The organism is Streptomyces sp. NPDC030893 (assembly GCF_055571535.1).
Map to the genome: position 1 here is coordinate 20,746 of NZ_JBVIFC010000016.1, position 26,035 is coordinate 46,780.

Consider the following 26,035-nt stretch of genomic DNA (forward strand, 5'->3'; position numbering starts at 1 on the left):
GCGGCCGGGCGGGCGGGGGGCGGTGCCTACTTGCGGCGGACGCCCGCCTCCTCGCCGTACTCGCCGAGGACGACCACGTCGAAGGCGGCGCCGAGGAAGACCTTGACGGCGCGCAGGGCGTCACCGAGGCGGTGCGGATGGCTGCCCTGGACCGGGGTCGCGCCGGTCGGCCGGACCGGTGGTGCGCTGGGGTTGAGGGTCGCTGCGCTCATGTCTCCATGGTTGCTCTCCGCCCCCGGTACGGGCATCGGTCGAAAGGACCGATCCGCGCACCCCTCGCCTACGTCTCCAGGGCGACCTCTACCCCTCAGGCAGGACGGGGCGTCCCCTAGGGGGCAGGGGCGGGTAAAGGGTTTGGAGCGCACCGGCCCCGCACCCTAGAATCTCCGCTCTTGCCCGCCTCCCCCAGGGAGCGCCGCCGTCCGGACGGAAACCGGCCGGTCTTCCCGCAGCAGCCCCAGCAGCAGGCCCCCCGGAGGCACCCCCTTGTCCGCGTCCACGCCGGTAGACGAGCCCGTAGCAGAACAACCCGTAGGCGAATCCGCGGGCGGTCCCGCGAGCACGCCCGCAGACGACCCGCTCGCCCGGGAGCGCGCACACCTCTCCGCGTCCCGTTCGGCGCTGCGCGCCATGCGCGAGGACGTAGAGGCCCTCGACATCAGCGACGTCACCGCGAACTGGGTCAACGCGGCCGTCCTGGAACACCAGATCGAGGAGCGCGTCAAGGCGCTGGCCGACCTCAGCGACACCCCGCTGTTCTTCGGCAGGCTCGACTACCTGCACGCCCCCGGCGCGGAACGGGCCGAGGGGGCGGAGGGCGAATCCTTCTACATCGGGCGCCGGCATGTGCACGACGCGGACGGCGATCCGATGGTGATCGACTGGCGTGCGCCGGTGTCACAGCCGTTCTACCGGGCGTCCAGGAAGGACCCGCTGGACGTCGCGCTGCGCCGCCGCTTCGGCTACACCGGCGGCGACCTCACGGCGTACGAGGACGAGCACCTGTCCGACCCGTCCGAGGCGGCGACCACCAGCAGACTGCTCCAGCGGGAGATCGAGCGCCCGCGCGTCGGCCCGATGCGGGACATCGTCGCGACGATCCAGCCGGAACAGGACGAGATCGTACGGTCGGGACTCTCCGGCAGCGTCTGTGTGCAGGGAGGACCCGGCACCGGGAAGACCGCCGTCGGCCTGCACCGGGTCGCCTACCTGCTCTACGCGCACCGCGAGCGGCTGGCCCGCACCGGCACGCTGGTCGTCGGCCCGAACCGGTCCTTCCTGCACTACATCGAGCAGGTGCTCCCCGCCCTGGGCGAGCTGACCGTCGCGCAGGCCACGGTGGACGACCTGGTGGCGCATGTCGAGGTACGCGGTGCGGACGACGCGACGGCGGCGGTGATCAAGGGCGACGCCCGGATGGCCCAGGTGCTGCGCCGTGCCCTCTACTCCCACGTGACGATGCCCACCGAACCCGTCGTGGTCGTGCGCGGCTCGCGCCGCTGGCGGGTCCCGGCGTACGAACTGGAGGAGCTGGTCCGGCAGTTGCTCGACCGCGACATCCGGTACGGAGCCGCCCGCGACGCCCTCCCGCAGCGCATCGCGCACGCCGTGCTGGTGCGGATGGAGCAGGCGGGCGAGGCACCGGACGACAGGGTCCAGGACGCGGTGGCCCGCAACGCCGCGGTGAAGGCGGCGGTGAAGGCGCTCTGGCCGGCCGTCGACCCGGCGAAGCTGGTGCTACGGCTGCTGGGGGATGCGGAGTTCCTGGCGGAACACGCGGAAGGCGTGCTCGACGCGCGGGAACAGAAGGAGATCCTCTGGGCGAAGCCCGCCCGCTCGGTGAAGTCGGCGAAGTGGTCGTCCGCGGACGCGGTGCTGATCGACGAGGCCGCCGACCTGATCCAGCGCACGCACTCCCTCGGGCACGTGGTCCTCGACGAGGCGCAGGACCTGTCCCCCATGCAGTACAGGGCGGTGGGCCGGCGCTGCACAACCGGTTCGGCGACGGTCCTCGGCGACCTGGCCCAGGGCACCACCCCCTGGGCGACGCGCAGTTGGGAGGAGGCCCTGCTCCACCTGGGCAAACAGGACGCGGTGATCGAGGAGTTGACGGCCGGTTTCCGCGTCCCCACGGACGTCATCACCTACGCCTCACGCCTTCTCCCGCACATCGCGCCGGGCCTGACCCCGGTGGCGTCGATCCGCGAGAACCCGGGCTTCTTCGAGGTCCGCCGGTCCGGGGGAACGGACGACGTCATCTCGGCCTGCCGCGAACTGCTGCGCCACGAGGGCTCGGTGGGCCTGATCGCGGCGGACTCCCGCATCCCGGAACTGGCGCAGGCGCTGACGGCCGCCGGGCTCGCACACATCGCCCCCGGCGAGGAGACCACCCGCGCCACCCGTCTGACCCTGGTCCCCGCCTCCCTGGCGAAGGGCCTGGAATACGACTACGTACTCCTCGACGAACCCCGCACGGTGATCGACGCCGAACCGGACGAACGCACCGGCCTGCGCCGCCTCTACGTCACCCTGACCCGAGCGGTATCAGGCCTGATCGTGACCCACAGGGCCCCTCTGCCCCCGCAACTGACGTAACGCCCCCTTACCCGCGGGCAGTCGTGCCTCCCCCAGTGCCTCAAGGGCCTGGGAGGTGCCTCCAGCGGCACGGGTGGGCACGACAGCACCCCGCAAACGCCGGGCTGCGCAACACCCCCCGCTCAACCCCCCAGCACCCGCCGCCACTCCCCCACCGCCGCCGCCGAAACCGGCCCGTCCCACCCTCCGGGGCGGGCCGCCCCACCGATGTGGAACCCATCGATCCCGGCGTCCAGCAACCCCCGCACATGCTCCAGCCGCAGCCCACCGCCCACCAACAGCTGCTGCCCGTACCCCTGTTCGCCTCGCCGCCGCGCCTCCGCACAAAGGGTCGGCAGCCCCGCGTCCACCCCTTCGGCCGCCCCGGCCGTCAGGTAGGTGTCCAAGCCGGGGAAGTCCGCGAGCTGCTTGCGCAGCGCATCCCGGTCCGCGGCCCGGTCGATCGCCCGGTGGAACGTCCACCGGCACCCCTCCAGCTCACGGGCGACCCGCTCCACCGCCCCCAGATCCACCGCACCGTCCGCGTCGAGGAACCCGAGCACGAACTCCTCCGCCCCGGCCTCCCGCATCTCGCACGCCGCAGCCACCAGCCGCCCGACGTCCCCCGCGGCGAACCCGTCCGCCAGCCGCAGCATCACCCGCACCGGGATGTCCACGGCCGCCCGGATGCCCGCCACCGTAGCCGCGGCGGGCGTCAGCCCGTCGGCGGCCATGTCCGTGACCAGCTCGAGGCGGTCCGCACCTCCGGCCTGGGCGGCGACCGCGTCCTCGGCGTCGAGGGCGATCACCTCCAGGACTGCACGCTTGCTCATGGGACCTCATTCGTCGGGCTCGGTCGGCTGCTACAGGACAGGTCTATCCACTACAGGTCTAGTCCAATCCAAGCGTACGCCCGGCCGACCGCCCGGCGCTCCCCCGCCCCACCGATCCCCGCCCACCGATCCCCGCCCCACCGGTCAGTCCGCGAAGATGTTCAGCTCCCCCGCCTCCACCCCGGCCAGCTCGTACGAGGCCCCGTCCAGCGGGCGCCCCGCGTACAGCCGTACGAGCGTCGGACCGTCGCCGATGTAGCGGGCCGGGGGCCGCTCCCCGGAGACATCGCCCAGCCGCAGCGGCTCGTCGGCGTCGTCGAGGTCGGCGTGCAGGGGGAGGTGCCCCTTCAGGCAGGTCACCTGCCCCAGCAGCTCCAGCGCGTGCGGCAGGCTCGCGCCCGCGTACGCGCCCGGCTCACCGAGCGCGACCCGCACGTCCCCGGCGTGCACCCACTCGCCCAGCGCGAGGACGTCCAGCACCCCGCCCGCCTTGGCGATCAGCGGCCCGGCCTCGGTCATCCCGCGCTCCAGCTCGTCCACGACCCGGGCGTTCGTCCACTCCGCGCGCTCCGCGATGTCCCGGTCGTTGCTCCCGGGCGAGAACACGCCCTTCTCGAACCTGCTCTCCACCACCCGCGACAGCGCCGCCGAGCAGTGCGCCAGCACGTCCCGCACCGTCCACCCGGGACACGCCGCCACCGGCAGCGCGAAGTCCGCCTCGCTCCTCGCCCGCAGCAGCGGCACCAGCGCGTCCCGTTCGACGGTCAGCACCAGGCCGGGCAGCTCGGGGTCTCGTACGTCGTGCACATCCGCAGGAGTCGTCATGCCGCCCACGCTAGGGCCTGGAACGCGCCGAGGCCGAGGCCGCCGTCAGACCCGCGTGGCAAGCTCCCCCAGAAGCCGGGCCGCCGGTGCCGGGTCGACCAGCCACTTCAGGTGGCTGCCGCCGAGCGTGCGGACGTCGTACGGGTTGTCCGGGGTCAGCTCGTCGCCCTCGCGGATCAGCCGGTCCTGGAGCGCGAGCGGCATGCTCGCGTCGTCGTCCAGACGGACGTAGGTCTTCGGGATCCGGCCCCAGGTCTCGGCCCGCGCCCGGTCGTCGGAGGTGCCGACGTCCAGGTTCTCGTCGGGCTGGAAGGTGTTGAGGAAGGTCAGGAACTCCTCGTCGGTGCCGTCGGCGAGGAAGGCCGCCTTGAGCGCCGCGAGGGCGGCCGGGTCCGCGGTGCGGAAGTTGACGCGGAGCAGGCCGAGTTCGGCGGGGTTCCCGGCCATCGCGAGCCCGAGGGAGGCGGCGTCGACCGTGGCCATCTCCGGCTCGGCGTAGTAGTCGCCGACGTCGAGCGCGACCGGGCACCAGGCCGCGACGTAGACGACGCGGTCGATCAGGTCCGGCCGCGCGTTGGCCGCGGCCGTGACCGTGACGCCACCACGGCTGTGGGCGACGAGGATCACCGGACCGTTCCGCTTGGCCCGTTCCAGAACGCCGATCAGGTGCGCGGCGTTGTCCGCGAGCGTGACCCCCTTGATCGCGCCCGGCGCGGTGGCGAGCCCTTCGGGGTCCTGCGGTGCCTGGTAGGCGCGGGTGTAGGTCGCCGCGAAGCCGTGCCCCGGCAGGTCGACGGCGACCGAACGGTGCCCGAGGAGGCCGAGTTCGGCCTGGAGCGGCGCGAAGGAGAAGGAGTTCGCGAAAGCTCCGTGGACCAGTACGAAGGTCGGTTGCACCAGGTTGCTCGCTTTCTGTTCGTCGCGTACGGACGTTCGTTCGAGACTTGGCGGCTCACCCTATCCAGCCGAAGATCGTCCGCACCACCGGTCACCCCGCCGGCACGCCGGGTGAGGACAATGGGCTCATGGCCGACACCGAAGCCCTGCGAGACCGTTTCGTCCGTGCCCTGGAAGGGGCCCGCGGGCCCGGGGGCGGCCCGGACCCGCTGCCGTACGCCGACGATCTGCTCGGCCGCTGGCAGGAGCCGCAGCGGCACTACCACACGCTCACCCACCTCACGGCCGTCCTCGACCACGTCGACGAGCTGGCGGACCACGCCGCCGACCCGGACGTCGTACGGCTCGCCGCGTGGTTCCACGACGCCGTGTACCTGCCGGACCGGTCCGAGAACGAGGAGCGCTCCGCCCGCCTCGCCGAGCGGGCCCTCTCCGAGGCCGGGGTGTCCGCCGGGAAGACCGCCGAGGTGGCCCGGCTGGTCCGGCTCACCGTCACGCACGACCCGGCCGACGACGACCCCGACGGCCAGGTGCTGTGCGACGCCGACCTGGCGATCCTCGCCGCGCCGCCGTCGTCGTACGCCGCCTACACCGCCGCCGTCCGCGAGGAGTACCACTTCGTCCCGAACGACGCGTTCCGCGCCGGCCGTGCCGACGTACTGCGGCAACTCCTCGCCCTGCCCCGCCTGTTCCGCACGCCGCACGGGCGGGAGCACTGGGAGGCCACCGCCCGCTACAACATGCGCGGCGAGCTGGAAATGCTGTCGACCACGGCCGGGCCGCCCGCCTAGCCTGCCCGGCATGCATGCTGTGGGAGCGGAACAGGTGGAGGAAGCCGTCGCGCACTGCGTGGCGGCGCTGGGGGCGGTCACCGACCGGGACTGGGCGGGGGTGCGGGCCGGGCGGCTGGAGTGGAACTGCCGGGAGACGGCGGTGCACATCGCGAGCGATCTCATCGCGTACGCGGGACAGCTCGCCGGGCGGGCGCGGGACGCGTACGTGCCCTTCGAGATCAGCCTCGACGAGGACAGCGACAACGGGGGCGCCCTGCGCATGATCGAGGCGACCGGCGCCCTCCTCGCCGCCGCCGTCCGCACCACCCCGCGCGCCGTCCGCGCCTTCCACCCCTACCCCTTCCGGCACGCGAACCGGGAGGGCTTCGCCGCGATGGGCGTGGCCGAGGTGCTGCTGCACACCCACGACATCGCCGAGGGCATGGGGATCGCCCACGAACCACCGGCCGAGCTGGCCTCCTTCGTCCTCACCCGGATCTTCCCGCAGGTCGAACCGGGGCCCACCCCGTGGCAGACCCTCCTGTGGGCGACCGGGCGCGGCGACCTGCCGGGACGGGAGCCGGTCACCGCCTGGCGCTGGTGCAACAACCCGGTGCTGCGCTCGGAACGGCTCACTCTGGAGGGCGTCACCCCGGCGGCCGCCGCCGATCTGTCCCTGTCGGGCGACGGCGGCTACGCGTGGGTCGGCGGGGCGGCAGCCGACGGCACCCGCGAAGGCGCCGGGCTCCTGGCCAGGCAGTACAGCGAAGGCGTGTTCCACCCGGAGTGGGGCATGTACGCGCTGGTCCGGCGCGAGGACGACCTCGCGGTGGGCGCGATGGGCTTCCACGGAGTCCCGGACGGGGAGGGCAGGGTCGAGATCGGCTACGACCTCGTTCCGGGCGCCCGCGGCCACGGCTACGCCACCGAGGCGCTGCGCACGCTGTCACGCTGGGCGCTGGAGCAGGACGGCGTACGGGCCGTGGTCGCCGTCGTCGACCACGAGAACGAGCCCTCGCGGAAGGTCGTCGCCCGGGCCGGTTTCACGCAGGTCTCCGAGGACACCGGGCAGATCTCCTACGAACTGCGCGGCTGAGCCGCCCCCTTGCGCCGCCGCAGCCCCGCCCCGTGCAGCAGCCGCACCACCTCGCGGCTGCTCACCTCGACCGCCCCCGCGAGCACCGCGTCGGCGTACCGCTGCTGGGGGATGTCGTAGTGATCGCGTTCGAAGGCGCGGCGCGGCACCCCCAGTCCTCTCGCGAACAGGTGCAGTTCGGCGTACGAGACGTCGCTGACGAGGTGGGACCAGAGCCGGCCGTGGCCCGGCCAGGTCGGCGGGTCGATGTACACGGTCACGGGGCCACCGCACCGCCCAGGCCGCCGACCGCCGCGACCTTCACGCCCGCCTTGTGGCACACCCAGTGCGGATCGGGGCCCAGCTCCGGCTCCACCTCCAGGGCGTGCGGGTCGCCGGTGCCGCACACCGGGCAGAGCGGCCAGCGGCCGTACCGCTCCAGCAGGGCGTCCTGGACGTCCTGGGCGACCAGCCCGGCGAGGAACCCCGCGCCCTCCGGCCACTGCTCGACCCACCAGCGCCGGTGCGCCACGGAGTCCTCGACCAGGGACACCACGTCCGCCTCGGCGACCTCGCGCGCGACCAGATCGGCCAGCACGAGGGCGCGCGCCGCGTGCAACGCCTGTTCCAGGGGGCCGACGGGGCGGGTGCCGGGGTCATCGTGGTGCTGGGGGTCCATGCCCCCATTGTGCGCACTCTTGACCACAACGCCCGCGCGAAAATATCTTTCATACCGTGACCAATGACGTGAAGGAAATTTTCGCGAGCGGTGGCGGCGGTACCGCGTCCGCCCCGCCGGCGCCCGCCGCCCTCGCGGCCAAGGTGCGCACGCTGGCTCCGTCGATGACCCGTTCCATGCAGCGGGTCGCCGAGGCCGTCGCCGACGACCCGGCCGGCTGCGCGGCCCTCACGGTCACCGGACTCGCCGAACTCACCGGCACCAGCGAGGCCACCGTCGTCCGCACCGCCCGCCTGCTCGGCTACCCCGGCTACCGCGACCTGCGCCTCGCGCTGGCCGGTCTCGCCGCCCAGCAGCAGTCCGGGCGCGCGCCCGCCATCACCACCGACATCGCGGTGGACGACCCGATAGCCGACGTCGTCGCCAAACTCGCCTACGACGAGCAGCAGACCCTCGCCGACACGGCGGCCGGACTGGACACCGTGCAGCTCGCCGCCGCGGTGACCGCCCTGGCCGGCGCCCGCCGCACCGATGTGTACGGGGTCGGCGCGTCGGGGCTGGTCGCCCAGGACCTCACCCAGAAACTGCTGCGCATAGGCCTGCTGGCGCACGCCCACAGCGACCCGCACCTCGCCGTCACCAACGCGGTGCAGCTCCGTTCGGGTGATGTGGCGATCGCCATCACGCACTCCGGCTCGACCGGGGACGTCATAGAACCGCTCCGGGTGGCCTTCGAGCACGGGGCGACGACGGTGGCGGTCACCGGCCGCCCGGACAGTCCCGTCACGCAGTACGCCGACCACGTGCTCACCACGTCCACGGCCCGCGAGAGCGAACTGCGGCCGGCCGCGATGTCCTCCCGGACGGGGCAGCTGCTGGTGGTGGACTGCCTGTTCGTGGGGGTCGCCCAGCGGACCTACGAGGCGGCGGCGCCGGCGCTGGCGGCTTCGTACGAGGCGCTGGCGCATCGGCACCGGGTGCTCCGCAAGGGGCCGTAGGGGCTGACCGCTGTATCCGACCGCGGGTGGTCTGTGGCTGATCGCACCCACCCGGCGGAGCCGCACATCGACACAGCCCCGCGCCCCCAGCTGAGCCGCCCGACCCAGACTCGAAAGACACCGCCCATGACTTCCCCCTCCCACGACCGCGACCTCCGCGCCCAGTTGGAAGCGCTGACCACCGAGGCGTACCGGCCCGAGCTCGCGGACGTCGACCGGTTGCCCACGCTCGAGATCGCACGGTTGATGAACGGCGAGGACGCCGCCGTGGCCGGCGCCGTGGCCGAGCAGGCGCCGGTGATCGCCGCCGCGATCGACGCCATCGCCGAGCGGATGGCCCGCGGCGGCCGGCTGGTCTACGCGGGCGCGGGCACCGCCGGACGGCTGGGCGTCCTGGACGCCTCCGAGTGCCCGCCGACGTTCAACACCGACCCGGCGCGGGTCGTCGGCCTGATCGCGGGCGGCCCGGACGCCATGGTCACCTCCGTGGAGGGCGCCGAGGACTCGCGCGAGCTCGCCGAGGCCGACCTGGCCGCGCTGGAGCCGACCCCCGACGACACGGTGGTCGGGATCTCCGCCTCCGGCCGCACCCCGTACGCGATCGCCGCCGTCGAGTACGCCCGCGCCCGCGGCGCCCTCACCGTGGGCCTGTCCTGCAACCGGGGCAGCGCGCTGGCGGCGGCGGCCGAGCACGGCATCGAGGTGGTCGTGGGCCCGGAGTTCCTCACCGGCTCCACCCGCCTGAAGGCCGGCACGGCGCAGAAGCTGGTGCTGAACATGCTGTCGACGATCACGATGATCCGACTGGGCAAGACGTACGGGAACCTGATGGTCGACGTACGGGCCTCCAACGAGAAGCTGCGCGCCCGCTCCCGGCGTATCGTCGCGCAGGCGACGGGCGCGGCCGACGACGTCGTCGAGCGTGCCCTGACCGCCACGGACGGCGAGGTCAAGCACGCGATCCTGGTGATCCTGGCGGACGTGGACGGCCCGACGGCCGCCCGCCTGCTCGCGGAATCCGACGGCCATCTGCGCGCGGCCCTCACCAGGGCGCGGGAGTAGAAGGAATCCGTGGGCGGATACTGGAGAGCACCCGACCCGGAGACGAACCATGAACCACGCGCAGCTCACCGCCCTGGGCCGCGCCCTGCGCGTGCTCGGCGAGCACGGCGAGGCGCTGTCCGCCGACACCCCGGACGCCCGGCTGCACGAAGTGAAGAACGATCTGCGGCGGGCCCTGGACCTGCTGGAGGAGAGCGTCACCACGGCCGCGCCCAGCACCCGCTGCGCCGAGCACCCGACCGGACCGGTCGACACGAGCGCCCCCGACCTGTGCCTGCTCTGCGAGACCCGGCGCCGCGCCGCCCGCCGAGCCGAGTTCAACGGCCCCGCCCCGCAGGTCCGCCCCGCCGAGCCCGTACCGTCCCGGTACGGGGCGAGCGGGGACCGGCCGCAGCCGCAGCAGCGCTGGCTGCCGGAACTGTGGAACGGGCAGACCTGGCAGCTGTGCGGCACCCCGCGCCGGGACCGCCGCGAGGCCGAACTCTTCATCGCCGCCCAACGCCGCGGCCCCCGCCCCGCGATGGCCTACCGCCTGGTCCACGAGTTCACCGACTACGAGGTCCTCCGAGTCTGGGGCACCCCGACCAAGACCGACATCGAACCCCTGGGCAACCTCTAAGGGCCGATATGCGGCTCCGCCGCGCGGGCGCACCCGGGGGTCCGGGGGCGCAGCCCCCAGGGACGGGACGAGACGGGAAGGGGCGGCGGGGGCGAAACCCACACCCCCGACACCCCCACCGTCCCCCACCCCCCGGCAGGGCTACGCCTTGGCGGCCTCCGCCGCCTCAGCCACCCCACCAACGGCGGCCCCGGCCGCCACCGTCCGCCGCCGCGGAATGAACCCGGCGATCACGAACCCGAGCAACGCCGCCCCGGCCCCCAGCGCCAGCACCGTACGGAACGCGTTCTCGGACGGCAGCGCGAACCCACCGAACCCGGTGGTCATCTGCGCCAGCACGACACCGGCCACCGCACTGGCGACGGACGTACCGATCGACCGCATCAGGGTGTTGAGGGCGTTGGCGGCCCCCGTCTCGGACGCCGGCACGGCGCTCATGATCAGCGTCGGCATCGCGCCGTAGCAGAAGCCGATACCGGCGCCGATGACGCAGGACGCCAGCACGAAGTGCCAGACCTCGCTCATCAGCAGCACGTTCAGGCCGTAGCCGGCGGCCACGATCAGCGCGCCGATCATCAGCGTGACCTTCGGCCCCTTGGCGCGGGAGACGAGCGCGGACACCGGCGCCAGCGCCATCATCACCAGGCCGGACGGCGCCATGACCAGACCGGCCATCAGCAGCGACTGGCCCAGGCCGTAACCGGTCTCCTCCGGCAGCTGCAGCACCTGCGGGATGACCAGGGACATCGAGAACATCGCGAAACCGATGGCCACCGACGCGAGGTTGGTGATCAGCACCTGGGGGCGGGCCGTGCTGCGCAGGTCCACCAGCGGCTGGTCGGTGCGCAGCTCGAAGAAGCCCCAGGCCACCAGGATGACGGCGGCCGCCGCGAACAGGCCGAGGGTGGTGCCGCTCGTCCAGCCCCAGTCGCCGCCCTTGGAGATCGCCAGCAGCAGACTGATCAGTCCGGCCGCCATGCCGACCGAACCGGTCAGGTCGAACCGCCCACCGGTGCGCACCTTCGACTCCGGGACCAGGATCAGCACGGCGATCAGCGCGACCACGCCCAGCGCGGCGGAGATCCAGAAGAGCATGTGCCAGTCGAAGTTGTCGGCGATGAGCGCGGCGATGGGCAGGCCGAGGGCGCCGCCGACGCCGAGGGAGGCGCTGATCATCGCGGTGGCGGAGCCCAGCTTCTCCGCGGGCAGTTCGTCGCGCAGGATGCTGATGCCGAGCGGGATCACACCGGACGACAGGCCCTGGAGGGCACGGCCGACGATCATCGGGAGCAGGGAGTCGCTGAGCCCGGCGACCACGGAGCCGACGACCAGCATGCCCATGCTGATCAGCAGCATGCGGCGCTTGCCGTACATGTCGCCGAGGCGGCCCATGACCGGCGTGGCGACGGCGGCGGCGAGCAGGGTGGCGGTGATGGCCCAGGCGGTGTCCGCGGCGGAGGCGTTCAGGTACTGCGGCAGCTGTCCCACGATCGGGATCACCAGGGTCTGCATCAGCGAGACCACGATGCCGCCGAAGGCGAGTACGGGCACCACGGCACCGGTCTTGGGCGGCGCGGCGGTGCCGGTCGTGTCGGATCGGACGGGTGCGTCGGACATGAAGGGGGTTCTCCGTGATGACTCAGGTCTACTTGACTCAGGCAACTATATGGAGATTGATTGACTTAAGCAAGTTCAAACCCGAGCGACACACCCGCTCAAATCACCTGATAACCCCGCGCCCCCACCCTCGACAACACCCGAGGGCGGCATCCCCTGTCGGAACAACAGGGGATGCCGCCCTCGGTCACGCGACGGACGGATCCGATCCCGGAGGGATCAGAAGTCCATGTCACCGCCCGGCATGCCGCCGCCGGCCGGGGCCGCGGCCTTCTCCGGCTTGTCGGCGATGACGGCCTCGGTGGTGAGGAACAGCGCGGCGATGGAGGCGGCGTTCTGCAGCGCGGAACGGGTCACCTTCGCCGGGTCGATGATGCCCTCGGCGATCATGTCGACGTACTCGCCGGTCGCGGCGTTCAGGCCGTGGCCGACCTGGAGGTTGCGGACCTTCTCCACGACGACGCCGCCCTCGAGACCACCGTTGACGGCGATCTGCTTCAGCGGGGCCTCCAGGGCGAGCTTCACGGCGTTGGCGCCGGTCGCCTCGTCACCCTCGAGCTCCAGCTTCTCGAAGACCTGGGAGGCCTGGAGCAGGGCCACGCCACCACCGGCGACGATGCCCTCCTCGACGGCCGCCTTGGCGTTGCGCACGGCGTCCTCGATGCGGTGCTTGCGCTCCTTGAGCTCCACCTCGGTGGCGGCACCGGCCTTGATGACCGCGACACCGCCGGCGAGCTTCGCCAGGCGCTCCTGGAGCTTCTCGCGGTCGTAGTCCGAGTCGCTGTTCTCGATCTCGGCGCGGATCTGGTTCACGCGGCCCTGGACCTGGTCGGCCGAGCCGGCACCGTCGACGATGGTGGTCTCGTCCTTGGTGATGACGACCTTGCGGGCCTTGCCCAGCAGGTCGAGCGTCGCGTTCTCCAGCTTGAGGCCGACCTCCTCGGAGATGACCTCGCCGCCCGTGAGGATGGCGATGTCGCCGAGCATGGCCTTGCGGCGGTCGCCGAAGCCCGGGGCCTTGACCGCGACGGACTTGAAGGTGCCGCGGATCTTGTTGACGACCAGGGTCGACAGGGCCTCGCCCTCGACGTCCTCGGCGATGATCAGCAGCGGCTTGCCCGACTGCATGACCTTCTCCAGGAGCGGGAGCAGGTCCTTGACGTTGGAGATCTTGGAGTTCGCGATCAGGATGTACGGGTCGTCGAGGACGGCCTCCATACGCTCCATGTCGGTGGCGAAGTACGCCGAGATGTAGCCCTTGTCGAAGCGCATACCCTCGGTGAGCTCCAGCTCCAGACCGAAGGTCTGGGACTCCTCGACGGTGATGACGCCTTCCTTGCCGACCTTGTCCATGGCCTCGGCGATGAGCTCGCCGATCTGGGTGTCGGCGGCGGAGATGGAGGCCGTGGAGGCGATCTGCTCCTTCGTCTCGACGTCCTTCGCCTGCTCCAGCAGGGCACCGGAGACGGCCTCGACGGCCTTCTCGATACCGCGCTTGAGGGCCATCGGGTTGGCGCCGGCGGCTACGTTGCGCAGGCCCTCCTTGACCAGGGCCTGGGCGAGAACGGTCGCGGTGGTCGTACCGTCACCGGCGACGTCGTCCGTCTTCTTGGCGACTTCCTTGACCAGCTCGGCGCCGATCTTCTCGTACGGGTCCTCGAGCTCGATCTCCTTGGCGATGGACACACCGTCGTTGGTGATCGTGGGGGCGCCCCACTTCTTCTCGAGGACGACGTTGCGGCCCTTGGGGCCGAGCGTCACCTTGACGGCGTCCGCGAGCTGGTTCATGCCGCGCTCGAGGCCGCGCCGCGCCTCCTCGTCGAACGCGATGATCTTGGCCATGTGAAGTGGTCCCTCCAGGACTGGGGGTGATTCCTTCGGACCGCGCCCGCGCCCGCGACGGACGGCTCGCCGGCCCGTGGTTCCTTGCCCCACGAGGCCCGCGGGCCTCACCGACCCGGTCCTTACGTTGTCACTCTCACCTTCAGAGTGCTAACGCCAATGATTAGCACTCGACCCATGCGAGTGCAAGCGCCCAGGAGGAGTACACGGGGGCGCTCAGCCGCGCGCGAACACCGCTCGGCCGCGCACGCACGGCGAAGGGCCCGCACCCCGGGGGGTGCGGGCCCTTCGTCGGCAGAAGATGCTTGCGGCTGGTAGCGCGTTCAGGCGCTGAGCCGGACCATGTCGGCCTGCGGGCCCTTCTGACCCTGCGAGATCTCGAACTCGACCCGCTGGCCTTCTTCGAGGGTGCGGTAGCCGTCCATCTGGATCGCGCTGTAGTGGACGAAAACATCCGCACCACCGTCGACCGCGATGAAGCCGTACCCCTTCTCCGCGTTGAACCACTTGACGGTGCCCTGAGCCATGCCTAACTCCCCTATTACTGGCCCTTGCACAGATCCACACTTCGCGGATCCGGGTCAGACCTCACCCCCCAAACGGTTGGGGGCGTGCGCCGGAACGCGTCGACCGCGGCTGAATGTATCTGCCCAACTGCCGTCTGCAACAGGTCAATCGGACGAGAAATCTGGACGTCGGCGGTCCGGAATGTGGCGAGAATTCGCCTGATTTCAGGGCAAGACGGGCCGGACAAAGGTCACAAATGCCGCAGAAAGTGGCCACACTTTGGCTACATCCGGTCGGGCCGGCGGCAGAAATTCAGGGTGCTCGATCAGTGGATCGGGAGCGCGTTCCCCAACCCTACCGCGCTCAACCTCATGGAATTGCCCCCTCCGCATCTCTCACGGAGGGGGCAATGACCCGAACCTTCGGTAACCGTCGTTACCGAAGGTAACGATCAGCCGCCGGCGACCGCCGGAATGATCGACACACCGGCCCCGTCCGGGGTGGCCGTCTCGAGCCCCTGCTCGAACCGCACGTCGTCGTCATTGACGTAGACGTTCACGAACCGCCGCAGCTTGCCCTGATCGTCCAGCACCCGGGCGGCGATCCCGGTGTGGTTCTTCTCCAGGTCCTGGATGACCTCGCCGAGGGTCGCCCCCTCGGCGGCAACCTCGGCCCGCCCACCGGTGTAGGTACGCAGAATGGTCGGGATACGAACGCTCACGCTCATGAAAACCTCCGGTCAGACAAAACACACCCAGGGACGCGGCCAGCCTCCGCGGCCCCGTGGACGAACGACTCAGCCGAGCCCGGCCTCATGGAACGACTCGAGGCTGGGACGGATCGTCGCGGTCATCCCCGTCCCCGCCACCGCGTCGAGCGTCTTGAGACCATCCCCCGTGTTGAGCACGACGGTGGTCAACGACGGATCGAGCGCACCGCCCTCGAGCAGCTTCCTGGTGACCCCCACCGTCACACCCCCGGCGGTCTCCGCGAAGATCCCCTCGGTCCGCGCGAGCAGCCTGATCGCGTCGACGACCCGCACGTCGTCCACGTCCTCCACCGCCCCGCCCGTCCGCCGGGCGATGTCCAGTACGTACGGCCCGTCCGCCGGGTTCCCGATCGCCAGCGACTTGGCGATCGTGTCCGGCTTCTGCGGGCGGACGACGTCGTGCCCCGCCTTGTACGCGGTGGACACCGGCGAGCAGCCCTCCGCCTGGGCACCGAAGATCTTGTACGGCCTGTCCTCGACCAGCCCGAGCCCGATCAGCTCCTGCAGCCCCTTGTCGATCTTCGTGAGCTGCGAGCCGGAGGCGATCGGCACGACGATCTGGTCGGGCAGCCGCCATCCCAGCTGCTCGCAGATCTCGTACGCGAGGGTCTTGGAGCCCTCCGCGTAGTACGGCCGCAGGTTGACGTTGACGAAGCCCCAGCCCTCGCCGGCCGGGTCGCCGATCAGCTCGGAGCAGAAGCGGTTGACGTCGTCGTAGTTGCCCTCGATGCCGACGAGTTCGCCGCCGTAGACGGCGGCCATGACGACCTTGCCCTGCTCCAGGTCGTGCGGGATGAACACGCAGGAGCGCAGGCCCGCCCGGGCGGCGGCGGCGCCGACCGCGCCGGCCAGGTTGCCGGTGGAGGAGCAGGAGAGGGTGGTGAAGCCGAAGGCGCGGGCGGCCTCGAGGGCCTGGGCGACGACGCGGTCCTTGAAGGAGTGCGTGGGGTTGCCGGAGTCGTCCTTGACGAACAGCTTCCCGGGGTCGACGCCCAGTTCGCGGGCGAGGTTGTCGGCCTGGACGAGCTTGGTCCAGCCGGGGTTCAGGTTCGGCTTGGTCGCCACGTCCGCCGGGACGGGCAGCAGGGGCGCGTAACGCCAGATGTTCGCGGGGCCCGCTTCGATCCGGGCCCGCAGCTGCTCGGTGTCGTAGGCGGAGAAGTCGTAGGCGATCTCCAGCGGGCCGAAACACTCCTCGCAGGCGAAGACGGGTCCGAGGGGCACGCGGTGGCCGCATTCGCGGCAGGAGAGCGCGGCGGCGGGGCCCAGATCGACGGCGTTCGCGGCGGCGGAGTCGGTGGTGCTTGCAAAAGTCTGCACAGCCATGTGAGGCGAGGCCCTTTCTCCTCATCTTCCTCACGACGCATCTCGCCGTGAGACGGATTTGGCACCTTCCCTAGCCGGGAGCCTCGCCACGTCCGCGTGACAAGAACCGACTGGAGGGTTGCCGGGGCTTCATCGGGCCGTATCCCTCTGCCCCTCTGGATGAGCGGTGTTCAGTTGTCCGCGCGGCGACCCCCGGCATGCGGTGGGCCTCGGCGTTGTTCAAGACTGTAACCGAAGGCCTGGTGGGTTGAGATAGTCGTCCGAACCGCGAGATGGATCACAGGCCAGTGAGGAGCCCGGGACCGTGCTGGAAGAAGTCGAGCGCTGGCTGACCGACCGTTCCTGGTCCGTGGCCGACCGCCCGCTCCACCGGATCCTGGCGGCGAAACGTGCCACGGGACAGACGGTGAGCGTGGTGCTGCCGGCGCTGAACGAGGAGGCCACGGTCGGCGCGATCGTGTCGGTGATCCGGCACGACCTGATGCTGCGCGTGCCGCTGGTCGACGAGGTGGTGGTGGTCGACTCGGGCTCGACCGACCGCACCGCCGAGGAGGCGGCGGCGGCCGGCGCGACGGTGGTGCACCGGGACACGATCCTGCCCCGCCTGCCGGCGGTGCCCGGCAAGGGCGAGGTGCTGTGGCGGTCGCTGCTGGTCACGCGCGGCGACATCGTGTGCTTCGTCGACGCCGACCTGCGGGAGTTCTCCTCCGACTTCGTCTCCGGCATCGTCGGCCCGCTGCTCACCGATCCGGCCGTGCACCTGGTCAAGGCCATGTACGACCGCCCCCTCGGCGCCGCCGCCGGCCAGGGCGGCCGGGTCACGGAGCTGATGGCCCGCCCGCTGCTGAACATGCACTGGCCGCAGCTGGCCGGCTTCGTCCAGCCGCTGGGCGGCGAGTACGCGGCCCGCCGCTCCCTCCTGGAGCAGCTGCCGTTCCCGGTCGGGTACGGCGTCGAGCTGGGCATGCTGGTCGACGCCCTGCACCTGGTGGGCCTGGACGCGCTCGCCCAGGTCGACGTCGGGGTGCGCAAGCACCGGCACCAGGACGGCCAGGCCCTCGGCCGGATGGCCGCCGCGATCTACCGCACCGCCCAGCTGCGCCTGGCCCGCGGCCACCTGATCCGCCCGTCGCTCACCCAGTTCGAACGCACGGGCGACAACTTCGAACCCCGGACGTACTCCGTGGACACGGAGGAACGGCCGCCGATGACGGACATCGCCGAGTACCAGGCCCGCCGGGTGGCCTGATCCACCGGTGGCCCGGCCTCGGAAACGGGGGCGTGGCGCCGGGGCACGTTTGAGGTGGTGGGGGCCGGGCTAGGTTGAGGCGTATGGCTTCAAGCTTCGGTGCAGCTCAGGTGCTGGTCGCCTCCAACCGGGGGCCGGTCTCGTACGAGGTGTCGGACGACGGGTCGCTGCGGGCCAGGCGGGGCGGGGGCGGGCTGGTGTCCGGGCTGTCGGCGATCGGCCCCGAGGCCGGTGCGCTGTGGGTGTGCTCGGCCCTGTCCGACGGCGACCGCGAGGCGGTCCGGCGCGGGGCCGGCGAGGACGGCGTGCGGATGCTGGACATCCCGGCGGACGTGCACGCGGACGCGTACAACGGGATCGCCAACTCGGTGCTGTGGTTCGTGCACCACATGCTGTACCAGACGCCGCTGGAACCGGTCTTCGACGCGGAGTTCCGCCGCCGGTGGGCGTCGTACGAGAGCTACAACCGCGCGTTCGCCGAGGCGCTGGCCGAGGAGGCGGCGCAGGGGGCGGCGGTCCTGGTGCAGGACTACCACCTGACCCTCGTCCCCGGCATGCTCCGCGAGCTCCGCCCGGATCTGCGCATCGGGCACTTCTCGCACACGCCGTGGGCGCCGCCGGAGTACTTCGCGATGCTGCCCGGCGACATCGCCCGGCAGGTGCTGCGCGGGATGCTCGGCGCCGACCGGCTCGGCTTCCTCACCCGGCGCTGGGCGGACGCGTTCAGCGCCTGCTGCGAGCGGTTCGCGGGCGGGCCCGGGGACACGGAGATCGGCGTGCACGGCCTGGGCGCCGACGCCGACTTCCTGCGCGCCCGCGCCCACGAGGCGGACGTCGAGGAGCGGATCACCGCGCTGCGGGAGGAGATCGGCGAGGGGCGCCGGACGATCGTCCGGGTGGACCGCACCGAACTGTCGAAGAACATCGTGCGGGGCCTGCTGGCGTACCGGCAGCTCCTGGACGACCGTCCCGAGTGGCGCGAACGCGTGGTGCACGTCGCCTTCGCCTACCCCTCCCGGCAGGACCTCGCCGTCTACCGCGACTACACCGCCGAGGTGCGGCGGGTCGCCGAGGAGATCAACGAGCAGTACGGCACCCCGGGCTGGCGGCCGGTCGTCCTGCACGTCGAGGACGACTTCGCGCGCTCGCTCGCCGCGTACCGGCTGGCCGACGTGGCCCTGGTCAACCCCATCCGCGACGGCATGAACCTGGTCGCCAAGGAGGTCCCGGTCGTCTCCGACGCGGGCTGCGCGCTGGTCCTGTCACGGGAGGCGGGCGCCCACGAGGAGCTGGGCGAGGACGCGATCACGGTCAACCCGTACGACGTCGTCGAGACCGCCCACGCCCTGCACGAGGCCCTGACGATGGGCCCCGGCGACCGCGCCGACCGCACCAAACGCCTCGCCGCGTCGGCGACCGCGCTCCCCCCGGCCCGCTGGTTCCTGGACCAGCTGAACGCGCTGCGGGACGGTGCGGCGCCCCGCTGAACCGCCGAACCGCTGAACCGCCGACCGGTATGGCCGGTCGGGCAGGCGTGCGACGGGGTGGGCGCGGATAGGTTGGGCGTATGGCCAGCCATACGGATTCCACGGACCCGAACGCCATGCCGACCCCCGCCACGCGGGCCGGCCGGGAAGGACTTCAGGCGCTGCTCTCCTGCCCGGAGAAGGCGCTGATCGGGCTCGACTTCGACGGGACGCTCGCGCCGATCGTGTCCGACCCCGAGCAGGCCCGCGCGCACCCCGGCGCGGTGCCCGCGCTCGCCGCGCTCGCCCCGAAGGTCGCCGCGGTCGCGGTCGTCACCGGCCGGCCGGCCGGCGTCGCCGTCCGCAACGGCGGCTTCGCGGGCGTCCCCGGTCTGGAGCACCTCGTCGTTCTCGGCCACTACGGCGCCGAACGCTGGGACGCCGCGACCGGCACCGTCACCGCGCCCGCACCGCACCCCGGGGTCGCCGCCGCCCGCGCTGAGCTGCCGGGGCTGCTCGACCGGTGCGGGGCGTGGCAGGGCACCTGGATCGAGGAGAAGGGCGGCCGGGCCGTGGCCGTCCACACCCGCAGGGCCGCCGATCCGCAGGCCGCGTTCGAGGCCCTGCGCGAGCCGCTCACCGACCTCGCCGCCCGGCACGGTCTCGTCGTCGAGCCCGGCCGCATGGTCCTGGAGCTGCGCCCGCCGGGCATGGACAAGGGCGTCGCGCTGCGGGAGTACGCCCGGGAGATCGGGGCGGGGTCGGTGCTCTACGCCGGTGACGACCTGGGGGATCTCGCCGCGTACTCGGCGGTCGACGAGCTGCGCTCCGCGGGGACGCCGGGGGTGCTGGTGTGCAGCGGCAGTGAGGAGGTCGCGGAGCTGCGGGAACGGGCGGATGTGGTGACGGAGGGGCCGGAGGGCGTGGTGCGGTTGCTGCGGGGGCTGGCGGGGCGGTTGCCCTGACGGGTGTTGTCGCCCCCGCCGCCCCTTCCCCTTCCCGTCCCCCGGAGGCGCTGCCCCCGGACCCCCGCTCCTCAAACGCCGGAGGGGCTGAGGTCAGCCCCTCTGGGGGTACCCCCTCCGGGGGAGTTTGAGGAGCGGGGTCTGGGGCGGAGCCCCAGGACGGGACGGGAAGGGGCGGCGGGGGCGAGGTCACCGCTCGCCGCGGCGGGACTCGCGGATGCGGCGCAGCCGGTTGACCGTCACCGGGTCATGGGCGAGCGCCCGGGGATCGTCCAGCAAAGCGTTCAGCAACTGGTAGTACCGCACAGGCGCCAGTCCCAGCTCCTCCCGGATCGCCCGCTCCTTCACCCCGGGCCCGGCGAACCCCCGCCGTTCCAGCGCGAGAATGTCCCGCTCCCTCCGCGCCAGCCCACCGCGCGACTCGTCCCCCATGTCGTCCATGCCCCGCAGGCTACTCCGCTACTTCGCCCGCGCGGCCGTCGCCTGAAGGCTTCCCAGGACCCCCGCGGGGCTCCCGCCCGGTGCGACCGCCTTGCCGATCTGCTTCTTGATCGCCGCGTTGACCGCCGCCCAGGACGTGGTGCCGACCGGGTAGAGCTCGGAGGTCGGCAGCTGGTCGAGGAACGGCTTGAGGTCCTCGTCCTTCTCGGAGGCGGCCATCGTGCGGGACGCGGAGCCGGTGACCGGCAGCAGGTCGTACTCGCGGGAGAAGGCGAGCACGTTCTTCTCGCTGTAGACGAAGTCGAGGAAGTCGCCGACCTGGTCGCGGTGGCCGTTCTTCTCGAAGGCCATCATCCAGTCGGCGACCCCGAGCGTGGCGGAGCTCGCGCCGTCGGCACCCGGCGTCGGCACCATGCCGTACTTCACGCCCTTCTCCCGGGCCATCTTCATCAGCGAGGGATGCCCGTTGAGCATGCCGACGTCACCGGCGGCGAACGCCTCGAACGCCTTGGCCCGGTCGAGCTTGCCGGGCGCGACGGGGCCGGTGAGCCCCTCGCCGACCAGTTCGTCGCGCAGCCAGCTGAAGGTCTCGACGTTCTCCGTGGAGTCGATGCCGTAGGTGCCGGCGAGGTCGGTGTAGCCGCCGTCGCCGCTGAGCAGCCACTGCATGGTCTCCGCCTGCGCCTCCTCCGGGCCGAGCGGCAGCGCGTACGGGTACTTCACGCCCTGCGCGTCGAGCGCCTCGGCGTTCTCGGCGAGCTCGTCCCAGGTGGTGGGCGGGGTGATGCCGGCCTTGGCGAACAGGTCCTTGTTGTAGAACAGCACGCGCGTGGACGCGGCGAACGGCATGCCGTACTGCACGCCGTTGACCTGGCCCGCCTCGGTGAGCTGGTAGAGGAAGTCCGCCTGGACGGGGATGGAGAGCAGGTCGCCGGCCTTGTAGAGCATGCCCTCGGCCGCGTAGTCGGCGTACGCGCCGATCTGCGCCATGTCCGGCGGGTCACCGGCGTCGACCATCTCCTTGACCTCGCGGTCGACGTCGCTCCAGGAGTGGACGCGTACGTCGATCCTCACCCCGGGGTGGTCGGCCTCGTACCGTTCGACCAGGTCGGCCCAGTACTTCTTGGAGCTGTCGGCCGCGCTGTTGCCGTAGTCGGCGGCCACGAGGGTGAGGGTGACGTCCGACGATCCGCCGCCCGTTCCGCACCCGCCGAGGACTCCCGTCAGCCCCAGCGCGGACACCGCCGCGATCGTCCTTGTCCTGACCCGCCGCTGCACGTGCCCTGCCCCTGCCCGGGCGCGCCTCGCGCCCTCCGAAAACATTCCGATTATCGGAATAAGGTCTACACCACGTGAGTGGACTAGACCTCTTGCGGGTCCCGGGGTCACACTGTCCTCCGTGAAACATGTCATCGCCCTCGATGTGGGCGGCACCGGGATGAAGGCCGCCCTGGTCGGGGCGGACGGCGAGCTGCTGCACCGGGCCCGCCGCCCCACCGGCCGCGAACGCGGCCCGGACGCGGTCGTCGCGGAGATCCTCGACTTCGCGGCCGACCTGCGCGCCCACGGCATCCGCGAGCACGGCGAGCCGGCCTCCGCCGCCGGAGTCGCCGTCCCCGGCATCGTCGACGAGACGCGCGGCCTCGCCGTCCACGCGGTCAACCTCGGCTGGCGCGACGTCCCGCTGCGCGCGCTGCTCACCGAGCGGCTGGGCGGCGTCCCCGTCGCCCTCGGCCACGACGTGCGCACCGGCGGCCTCGCCGAGGGCCGCATCGGGGCCGGGCGGGGCACCGACCGGTTCCTGTTCGTGCCGCTGGGCACCGGGATCGCGGGCGCCATCGGCATCGGCGGCCGGGTGGAGGCGGGCGCGCACGGCTTCGCGGGCGAGATCGGCCACATCGTCGTACGGCCCGGCGGCGCTCCCTGCCCGTGCGGGCAGCGCGGCTGCCTGGAGCGGTTCGCGTCCGCGGCGGCGGTCAGCGAGGCGTGGGCGGCGGCCTCCGGCGACCCGGACGCGGACGCGGCGGACTGCGCGAAGGCCGTCGAGTCCGGGGACGTACGGGCCCGTCAGGTGTGGCAGGAGGCCGTGGACGCGCTCGCCGACGGGCTGGTCACGGCGCTCACCCTGCTGGACCCCCGCACGCTGATCATCGGTGGCGGGCTCGCGGAGGCGGGGGAAACCTTGTTCACACCCCTGCGGGAGGCCGTCCGGCGGCGGGTCACCTTCCAGCGGCTGCCGTCCCTGGTCCCCGCGGCCCTCGGGGACACCGCCGGATGCCTGGGCGCGGGACTTCTCGCCTGGGACCTCATCGACGACGACACCACTGACCCCTCGGAGGTAACCACCTGATGGCCCCCACCAAGGTTCTCACCGGCGCCCGGGTGGTACTGCCCACCGGCACCGTGGACGACGGCCGCGTGATCGTCGAGGGCACGCGGATCGCGGACACGGCCGCCGGCGACGCCGGCACCACGGACCTGAGCGGCCACTGGCTGGTCCCCGGCTTCGTCGACATCCACAACCACGGCGGCGGCGGCGCGTCCTTCGCCGGCGGCACCGCCGAGGACGTCCTCCAGGGCGTACGCACCCACCGGCTGCACGGCACCACCACCCTGGTCGCCTCCGCCGTCACCGGCGACCTGGACTTCCTCGCCCGGCACGCCGGCATGCTGGCGGAGCTGGCCCAGCAGGGCGACATCGCCGGCATCCACTTCGAGGGGCCGTTCATCTCCCCCTGCCGCAAGGGCGCCCACAACGAGCAGCTGCTGCGCGACCCCGACCCGGCCGAGGTGCGCAAACTGATCGACGCGGCGCACGGGCAGGCGCGGATGATGACGCTCGCCACCGAGCTGCCGGGCGGCCTGGACTCCGTACGGCTGCTCGCCGAGCACGGCGTGATCGCCGCCGTCGGGCACACCGACGCGACGTACGAGCAGACCCTCGCGGCCATCGACGCGGGCGCCACCGTCGCCACCCACCTGTTCAACGCGATGCCCCCGCTCGGCCACCGCGCCCCGGGCCCGATCACCGCCCTCCTCGAGGACGAGCGGGTCACCGTCGAACTGATCAACGACGGTACGCACCTGCACCCGGCCGCGCTCCAGCTGGCCTTCCACCACGCGGGCCCGCGGCGGGTCGCCTTCATCACCGACGCGATGGACGCGGCCGGCTTCGGCGACGGCCGCTACATGCTGGGCCCGATGGAGGTCGACGTCGCCGACGGGGTCGCCCGGCTGGTGGAGGGCGGCTCCATCGCCGGCTCCACGCTCACCCTGGACCGTGCCTTCAAGCGGGCGGTGACGGTGGACGGGCTGCCCGTGGAGGACGTCGTCGCGGCGATCTCCGCCAACCCGGCCCGGCTGCTCGGCCTGGACGACCGGATCGGCTCCCTGGAGCCCGGGAAGGACGCCGACCTGGTGGTGCTGGACGCCGGCTTCGACGTGGTGGGCGTGATGCGCCGGGGGGAATGGGTGGTCGATCCCCGACTGGGCTGATCCGTCCCGTCGTCGCACCGGACGGCGGCCGGTCCGAGGGCTGGGCCGACCGCCGTCCATTTGGCATGATCGTGCCCCGGGACACATGGAATCCGCAGGCAAAAGGGGAGGTCGGCCCGGTGATCCTCACGGTCACGCTGAACACCGCTCTCGACATCACCTATCGCATACCGTCCCTCAGGCCCGGTTCCTCCCACCGGGTCACCGAGGTGACGGAACGCCCCGGCGGCAAGGGCGTCAACGTGGCCCGGGTGCTCGCCGCCCTCGGGCACGAGGTGACGGTCACCGGCTTCTCGGGCGGCACGACGGGACGCGTCCTGCGCGACCGGCTCACCGAGGTCCCGCACCTCACGGACGCCCTGCTCCCCATCTCCGGCACCACCCGGCGCACCGTGGCCGTCGTCGACGGACGCTCCGGCGGCACCACACAGCTCAACGAGCCCGGCCCGGTCGTCAGCCACGCCGAGTGGTCGGCGTTCCAGGAGGTGTACGAGGACCTGCTGGCCTCCGCCTCGGCGGTGGCCCTGTGCGGCAGCCTGCCCCCGGGCGTCCCGGTGGGCGCGTACGCGGGCCTGATCCGCACCGCCCGCGCGGCCGGAGTGCCGGCCCTCCTCGACACCAGCGGCGCGGCCCTGCGCCGCGGGGTCGCGGGCCGCCCCGACATCCTCAAGCCCAACGCCGAGGAACTGGCCGAACTCACCGGCTCCCACGAGCCGCTGCGCGCCGTCCAGGACGCCCGCCGCCGCGGCGCCGGCACGGTGGTCGCCTCCCTGGGCCCGCAGGGCCTCCTCGCCGTCACCCCCGACTCCCGCTGGCGCGCGACCCCACCGGCCCGCCTGCGCGGCAACCCGACGGGCGCCGGCGACTCGGCCGTCGCGGGCCTGCTGTCCGCCCTGGTGGACCAGCAGCCGTGGCCCACCGCCCTGTCCCGCGCGATCGCCCTCTCGGCCGCCACGGTCCTCTCCCCGACCGCCGGCGAGTTCGACCACGCGACCTACGAGGACCTGCTGCCCGCGATCACGGTGCACAGGGATACCAACGCGGCTTAGCCCTCCGGGGCAAGCCAGAACTGGTCGAGGACGGCGTTGCACTTGTTGCCGTCGTTGCAAGCGAGCTCGATGGTGTTCGTACCGTCGGCCAGGTTGACGTTGGCCCAGGTCGTCTTCCAGCCCTTTTCCCAGTCGCCCTTGGGGGTGTTGCCGAAGTTCTTCATGTTCATGGGGCGGGACTCGGCCTTGCCGTTGACCACCACGGTCGCGTCGGCGTCCTCACCCGGGGTGCCGTAGGCCACGTACAACCGGTAGGTGCCTTCCTTGATGCCGTTGACGGTCCAGGTGACCTTCGCGCCCACCTGGTTGAAACCCGACACATAGACGCCGCCGTCGGCCTTCGCGCCCTTGAACTCCGAGGCCGTGGCCGCTCCCCCCTCCAAGCGGAGCGCCTTCGCGTCGATGGTCGGCAGTTCGGCCTTCTCCTCCTCGTCCCCGCCCTTGCTCGCCGAGGGGCTCGGCTCGCCCTGGTCCTGGGACTGGGTCGGGCTCGCGTCGGCCTGGTCGCCGCCCTTGTCGTCGTCGCCGCCGACCATGGCGATGCCGATGCCGATGACGACCGCGGCGACGACCGCGATCGCGCCGATGAGGAGGCCCTTGGTGTTCGGGCCGCGGCCCCGGCCGCCCCCGCCGTGCGCGGGCTGGTGCGACGACGTCGTGGTGGCGCCGCCGCCCGGCAGGGTCTCCGGCGCGGCGTAGTGGGCGTTCGCCTGGCCGTACGCGCCCTGCTGCGGCGGTGCCTGCGGGCCGGGCTGCGCCTGCTGGCCGTACTGCCGGGTTCCCACCGGCCGCACCCGGTTGACCGAGTTCGGGTAGCCGTAGCCCCCGGACGGCGGCTGTGCTCCGTTGGCCTGCCCGTCGGCGTAGAGGTAGCCGAACGGGTCGTCGTCCTCGGGCGTGCTCGCGCCGTTGTTGCCGGGCGTCATCCCTTGGTGCTCCTAGCTGCGGATCGGGTGCTGTACGTGTGCGGAGAA

General features: G+C 72.3%; 26 protein-coding genes and 1 riboswitch. Of the genes, 12 read left to right on the top strand and 14 right to left on the bottom strand.

Translation table 11 applies throughout. The features are described 5' to 3' along the window. Positions 1 to 26: 26 nt before the first annotated feature. Positions 27 to 212, bottom strand: coding sequence for a hypothetical protein (locus tag ACZ434_RS26070; protein WP_468459894.1), 186 nt, complete (start codon positions 210 to 212; stop codon positions 27 to 29). A gap of 274 nt (positions 213 to 486) precedes the next feature. On the opposite strand from ACZ434_RS26070, the gene ACZ434_RS26075 reads away from it, so the two are divergent. Next, complete coding sequence (locus tag ACZ434_RS26075) at positions 487 to 2,595, top strand: HelD family protein (protein WP_468459896.1); 2,109 nt, start codon at positions 487 to 489, stop codon at positions 2,593 to 2,595. Positions 2,596 to 2,717: 122 nt separating this feature from the next. Here the strand turns inward: ACZ434_RS26075 and ACZ434_RS26080 are convergent, their stop codons facing one another. The 3 genes from ACZ434_RS26080 to ACZ434_RS26090 all read right to left on the bottom strand — a co-directional run bounded on the left by ACZ434_RS26080 (position 2,718) and on the right by ACZ434_RS26090 (position 5,129). Next, positions 2,718 to 3,407, bottom strand: coding sequence for a copper homeostasis protein CutC (locus ACZ434_RS26080; protein WP_468459898.1), 690 nt, complete (start codon positions 3,405 to 3,407; stop codon positions 2,718 to 2,720). A 144-nt stretch (positions 3,408 to 3,551) separates the two neighbouring features. Continuing rightward, positions 3,552 to 4,232, bottom strand: a complete 681-nt coding sequence (locus ACZ434_RS26085) for a maleylpyruvate isomerase family mycothiol-dependent enzyme (RefSeq protein ID WP_468459900.1) — start codon at positions 4,230 to 4,232, stop codon at positions 3,552 to 3,554. A 45-nt stretch (positions 4,233 to 4,277) separates the two neighbouring features. After that, positions 4,278 to 5,129 (bottom strand): alpha/beta hydrolase, encoded by an 852-nt coding sequence (locus ACZ434_RS26090; protein ID WP_468459902.1) that lies wholly within the window; start codon positions 5,127 to 5,129, stop codon positions 4,278 to 4,280. A 128-nt stretch (positions 5,130 to 5,257) separates the two neighbouring features. On the opposite strand from ACZ434_RS26090, the gene ACZ434_RS26095 reads away from it, so the two are divergent. Together ACZ434_RS26095 and ACZ434_RS26100 are read left to right on the top strand one after the other, a co-directional pair. Beyond that, positions 5,258 to 5,920, top strand: a complete 663-nt coding sequence (locus ACZ434_RS26095; RefSeq protein WP_468459904.1) for an HD domain-containing protein — start codon at positions 5,258 to 5,260, stop codon at positions 5,918 to 5,920. Positions 5,921 to 5,954: 34 nt separating this feature from the next. Next, entirely contained in the window at positions 5,955 to 6,998 is a 1,044-nt protein-coding gene (locus tag ACZ434_RS26100; protein ID WP_468460166.1) for a GNAT family N-acetyltransferase, read from the top strand. Here the strand turns inward: ACZ434_RS26100 and ACZ434_RS26105 are convergent. Beyond that, on the bottom strand, positions 6,980 to 7,258 hold the full coding sequence (locus tag ACZ434_RS26105) for a DUF4031 domain-containing protein (protein WP_468459906.1): 279 nt from the start codon (positions 7,256 to 7,258) through the stop codon (positions 6,980 to 6,982). The genes ACZ434_RS26100 and ACZ434_RS26105 overlap by 19 nt on opposite strands. After that, on the bottom strand, positions 7,255 to 7,656 hold the full coding sequence (locus tag ACZ434_RS26110; protein WP_468459908.1) for a hypothetical protein: 402 nt from the start codon (positions 7,654 to 7,656) through the stop codon (positions 7,255 to 7,257). Before ACZ434_RS26110 ends, ACZ434_RS26105 begins: the two co-directional genes overlap by 4 nt. A 56-nt stretch (positions 7,657 to 7,712) precedes the next feature. Between ACZ434_RS26110 and ACZ434_RS26115 the strand changes: the two genes are divergently transcribed. The 3 genes from ACZ434_RS26115 (at position 7,713) to ACZ434_RS26125 (ending at position 10,335) form a co-directional block, all read left to right on the top strand. Further along, positions 7,713 to 8,654 carry a MurR/RpiR family transcriptional regulator gene (locus ACZ434_RS26115; protein WP_468459910.1) on the top strand — a complete coding sequence of 314 codons (942 nt, stop codon included), beginning with the start codon at positions 7,713 to 7,715 and terminating at the stop codon, positions 8,652 to 8,654. 126 nt (positions 8,655 to 8,780) lie between these two features. Continuing rightward, positions 8,781 to 9,716: an N-acetylmuramic acid 6-phosphate etherase gene (gene murQ, locus ACZ434_RS26120; protein ID WP_468459912.1), complete on the top strand. Its 936-nt coding sequence runs from the start codon at positions 8,781 to 8,783 to the stop codon at positions 9,714 to 9,716. Positions 9,717 to 9,765: 49 nt separating this feature from the next. Further along, on the top strand, positions 9,766 to 10,335 hold the full coding sequence (locus ACZ434_RS26125; protein ID WP_468459914.1) for a hypothetical protein: 570 nt from the start codon (positions 9,766 to 9,768) through the stop codon (positions 10,333 to 10,335). A gap of 141 nt (positions 10,336 to 10,476) precedes the next feature. On the opposite strand, the gene ACZ434_RS26130 is transcribed toward ACZ434_RS26125, so the two are convergent. The 5 genes from ACZ434_RS26130 to thrC all read right to left on the bottom strand — a co-directional run bounded on the left by ACZ434_RS26130 (position 10,477) and on the right by thrC (position 16,396). Continuing rightward, on the bottom strand, positions 10,477 to 11,952 hold the full coding sequence (locus tag ACZ434_RS26130; RefSeq protein WP_468459916.1) for an MFS transporter: 1,476 nt from the start codon (positions 11,950 to 11,952) through the stop codon (positions 10,477 to 10,479). Between the two features lie 219 nt (positions 11,953 to 12,171). Further along, entirely contained in the window at positions 12,172 to 13,794 is a 1,623-nt protein-coding gene (gene groL / locus ACZ434_RS26135; RefSeq protein ID WP_004929930.1) for a chaperonin GroEL, read from the bottom strand. Between the two features lie 323 nt (positions 13,795 to 14,117). Further along, complete coding sequence (locus ACZ434_RS26140; protein WP_004929928.1) at positions 14,118 to 14,321, bottom strand: cold-shock protein; 204 nt, start codon at positions 14,319 to 14,321, stop codon at positions 14,118 to 14,120. Positions 14,322 to 14,752: 431 nt separating this feature from the next. After that, positions 14,753 to 15,028 carry a ubiquitin-like small modifier protein 1 gene (locus ACZ434_RS26145; RefSeq protein ID WP_468459919.1) on the bottom strand — a complete coding sequence of 92 codons (276 nt, stop codon included), beginning with the start codon at positions 15,026 to 15,028 and terminating at the stop codon, positions 14,753 to 14,755. Positions 15,029 to 15,097: 69 nt separating this feature from the next. Next, on the bottom strand, positions 15,098 to 16,396 hold the full coding sequence (gene thrC / locus ACZ434_RS26150; RefSeq protein WP_468459921.1) for a threonine synthase: 1,299 nt from the start codon (positions 16,394 to 16,396) through the stop codon (positions 15,098 to 15,100). A gap of 18 nt (positions 16,397 to 16,414) precedes the next feature. Then, a riboswitch (SAM riboswitch) is annotated at positions 16,415 to 16,562 on the bottom strand. A 138-nt stretch (positions 16,563 to 16,700) separates the two neighbouring features. On the opposite strand from thrC, the gene ACZ434_RS26155 reads away from it, so the two are divergent. The 3 genes from ACZ434_RS26155 (at position 16,701) to otsB (ending at position 20,076) form a co-directional block, all read left to right on the top strand. Continuing rightward, positions 16,701 to 17,645 (top strand): glucosyl-3-phosphoglycerate synthase, encoded by a 945-nt coding sequence (locus ACZ434_RS26155; protein WP_468459923.1) that lies wholly within the window; start codon positions 16,701 to 16,703, stop codon positions 17,643 to 17,645. Positions 17,646 to 17,728: 83 nt separating this feature from the next. Then, positions 17,729 to 19,132 carry an alpha,alpha-trehalose-phosphate synthase (UDP-forming) gene (locus tag ACZ434_RS26160; protein ID WP_468459925.1) on the top strand — a complete coding sequence of 468 codons (1,404 nt, stop codon included), beginning with the start codon at positions 17,729 to 17,731 and terminating at the stop codon, positions 19,130 to 19,132. A gap of 80 nt (positions 19,133 to 19,212) precedes the next feature. Beyond that, entirely contained in the window at positions 19,213 to 20,076 is an 864-nt protein-coding gene (gene otsB, locus ACZ434_RS26165; RefSeq protein ID WP_468459927.1) for a trehalose-phosphatase, read from the top strand. A 189-nt stretch (positions 20,077 to 20,265) separates the two neighbouring features. On the opposite strand, the gene ACZ434_RS26170 is transcribed toward otsB, so the two are convergent. Further along, entirely contained in the window at positions 20,266 to 20,517 is a 252-nt protein-coding gene (locus ACZ434_RS26170) for a DUF3263 domain-containing protein (RefSeq protein WP_468459929.1), read from the bottom strand. Between the two features lie 18 nt (positions 20,518 to 20,535). After that, positions 20,536 to 21,795 carry an extracellular solute-binding protein gene (locus ACZ434_RS26175; protein ID WP_468459931.1) on the bottom strand — a complete coding sequence of 420 codons (1,260 nt, stop codon included), beginning with the start codon at positions 21,793 to 21,795 and terminating at the stop codon, positions 20,536 to 20,538. A gap of 121 nt (positions 21,796 to 21,916) precedes the next feature. On the opposite strand from ACZ434_RS26175, the gene ACZ434_RS26180 reads away from it, so the two are divergent. The 3 genes from ACZ434_RS26180 to ACZ434_RS26190 all read left to right on the top strand — a co-directional run bounded on the left by ACZ434_RS26180 (position 21,917) and on the right by ACZ434_RS26190 (position 25,061). Beyond that, complete coding sequence (locus ACZ434_RS26180; protein ID WP_468459933.1) at positions 21,917 to 22,867, top strand: ROK family protein; 951 nt, start codon at positions 21,917 to 21,919, stop codon at positions 22,865 to 22,867. Further along, positions 22,867 to 24,012 (top strand): N-acetylglucosamine-6-phosphate deacetylase, encoded by a 1,146-nt coding sequence (gene nagA / locus ACZ434_RS26185; RefSeq protein ID WP_468459935.1) that lies wholly within the window; start codon positions 22,867 to 22,869, stop codon positions 24,010 to 24,012. The genes ACZ434_RS26180 and nagA overlap by 1 nt, the downstream gene beginning before the upstream one ends. A 119-nt stretch (positions 24,013 to 24,131) precedes the next feature. Further along, positions 24,132 to 25,061: a 1-phosphofructokinase family hexose kinase gene (locus tag ACZ434_RS26190; protein WP_468459937.1), complete on the top strand. Its 930-nt coding sequence runs from the start codon at positions 24,132 to 24,134 to the stop codon at positions 25,059 to 25,061. Here ACZ434_RS26190 and ACZ434_RS26195 read toward each other — a convergent pair. Then, on the bottom strand, positions 25,058 to 25,987 hold the full coding sequence (locus ACZ434_RS26195) for a carbohydrate-binding protein (protein ID WP_468459939.1): 930 nt from the start codon (positions 25,985 to 25,987) through the stop codon (positions 25,058 to 25,060). The genes ACZ434_RS26190 and ACZ434_RS26195 overlap by 4 nt on opposite strands. Positions 25,988 to 26,035 lie beyond the last annotated feature (48 nt).

Bases quoted from the DNA above. Each gene is read 5' to 3' on its own strand.
- ACZ434_RS26070 (WP_468459894.1), bottom strand. From the start codon at position 212: ATGAGCGCAGCGACCCTCAACCCCAGCGCACCACCGGTCCGGCCGACC.
- ACZ434_RS26080 (WP_468459898.1), bottom strand. From the start codon at position 3,407: ATGAGCAAGCGTGCAGTCCTGGAGGTGATCGCCCTCGACGCCGAGGAC.
- ACZ434_RS26085 (WP_468459900.1), bottom strand. From the start codon at position 4,232: ATGACGACTCCTGCGGATGTGCACGACGTACGAGACCCCGAGCTGCCC.
- ACZ434_RS26095 (WP_468459904.1), top strand. From the start codon at position 5,258: ATGGCCGACACCGAAGCCCTGCGAGACCGTTTCGTCCGTGCCCTGGAA.
- ACZ434_RS26110 (WP_468459908.1), bottom strand. From the start codon at position 7,656: ATGGACCCCCAGCACCACGATGACCCCGGCACCCGCCCCGTCGGCCCC.
- murQ (WP_468459912.1), top strand. From the start codon at position 8,781: ATGACTTCCCCCTCCCACGACCGCGACCTCCGCGCCCAGTTGGAAGCG.
- ACZ434_RS26125 (WP_468459914.1), top strand. From the start codon at position 9,766: ATGAACCACGCGCAGCTCACCGCCCTGGGCCGCGCCCTGCGCGTGCTC.
- ACZ434_RS26130 (WP_468459916.1), bottom strand. From the start codon at position 11,952: ATGTCCGACGCACCCGTCCGATCCGACACGACCGGCACCGCCGCGCCG.
- groL (WP_004929930.1), bottom strand. From the start codon at position 13,794: ATGGCCAAGATCATCGCGTTCGACGAGGAGGCGCGGCGCGGCCTCGAG.
- ACZ434_RS26140 (WP_004929928.1), bottom strand. From the start codon at position 14,321: ATGGCTCAGGGCACCGTCAAGTGGTTCAACGCGGAGAAGGGGTACGGC.
- ACZ434_RS26145 (WP_468459919.1), bottom strand. From the start codon at position 15,028: ATGAGCGTGAGCGTTCGTATCCCGACCATTCTGCGTACCTACACCGGT.
- thrC (WP_468459921.1), bottom strand. From the start codon at position 16,396: ATGGCTGTGCAGACTTTTGCAAGCACCACCGACTCCGCCGCCGCGAAC.
- ACZ434_RS26160 (WP_468459925.1), top strand. From the start codon at position 17,729: ATGGCTTCAAGCTTCGGTGCAGCTCAGGTGCTGGTCGCCTCCAACCGG.
- otsB (WP_468459927.1), top strand. From the start codon at position 19,213: ATGGCCAGCCATACGGATTCCACGGACCCGAACGCCATGCCGACCCCC.
- ACZ434_RS26170 (WP_468459929.1), bottom strand. From the start codon at position 20,517: ATGGACGACATGGGGGACGAGTCGCGCGGTGGGCTGGCGCGGAGGGAG.
- nagA (WP_468459935.1), top strand. From the start codon at position 22,867: ATGGCCCCCACCAAGGTTCTCACCGGCGCCCGGGTGGTACTGCCCACC.
- ACZ434_RS26195 (WP_468459939.1), bottom strand. From the start codon at position 25,987: ATGACGCCCGGCAACAACGGCGCGAGCACGCCCGAGGACGACGACCCG.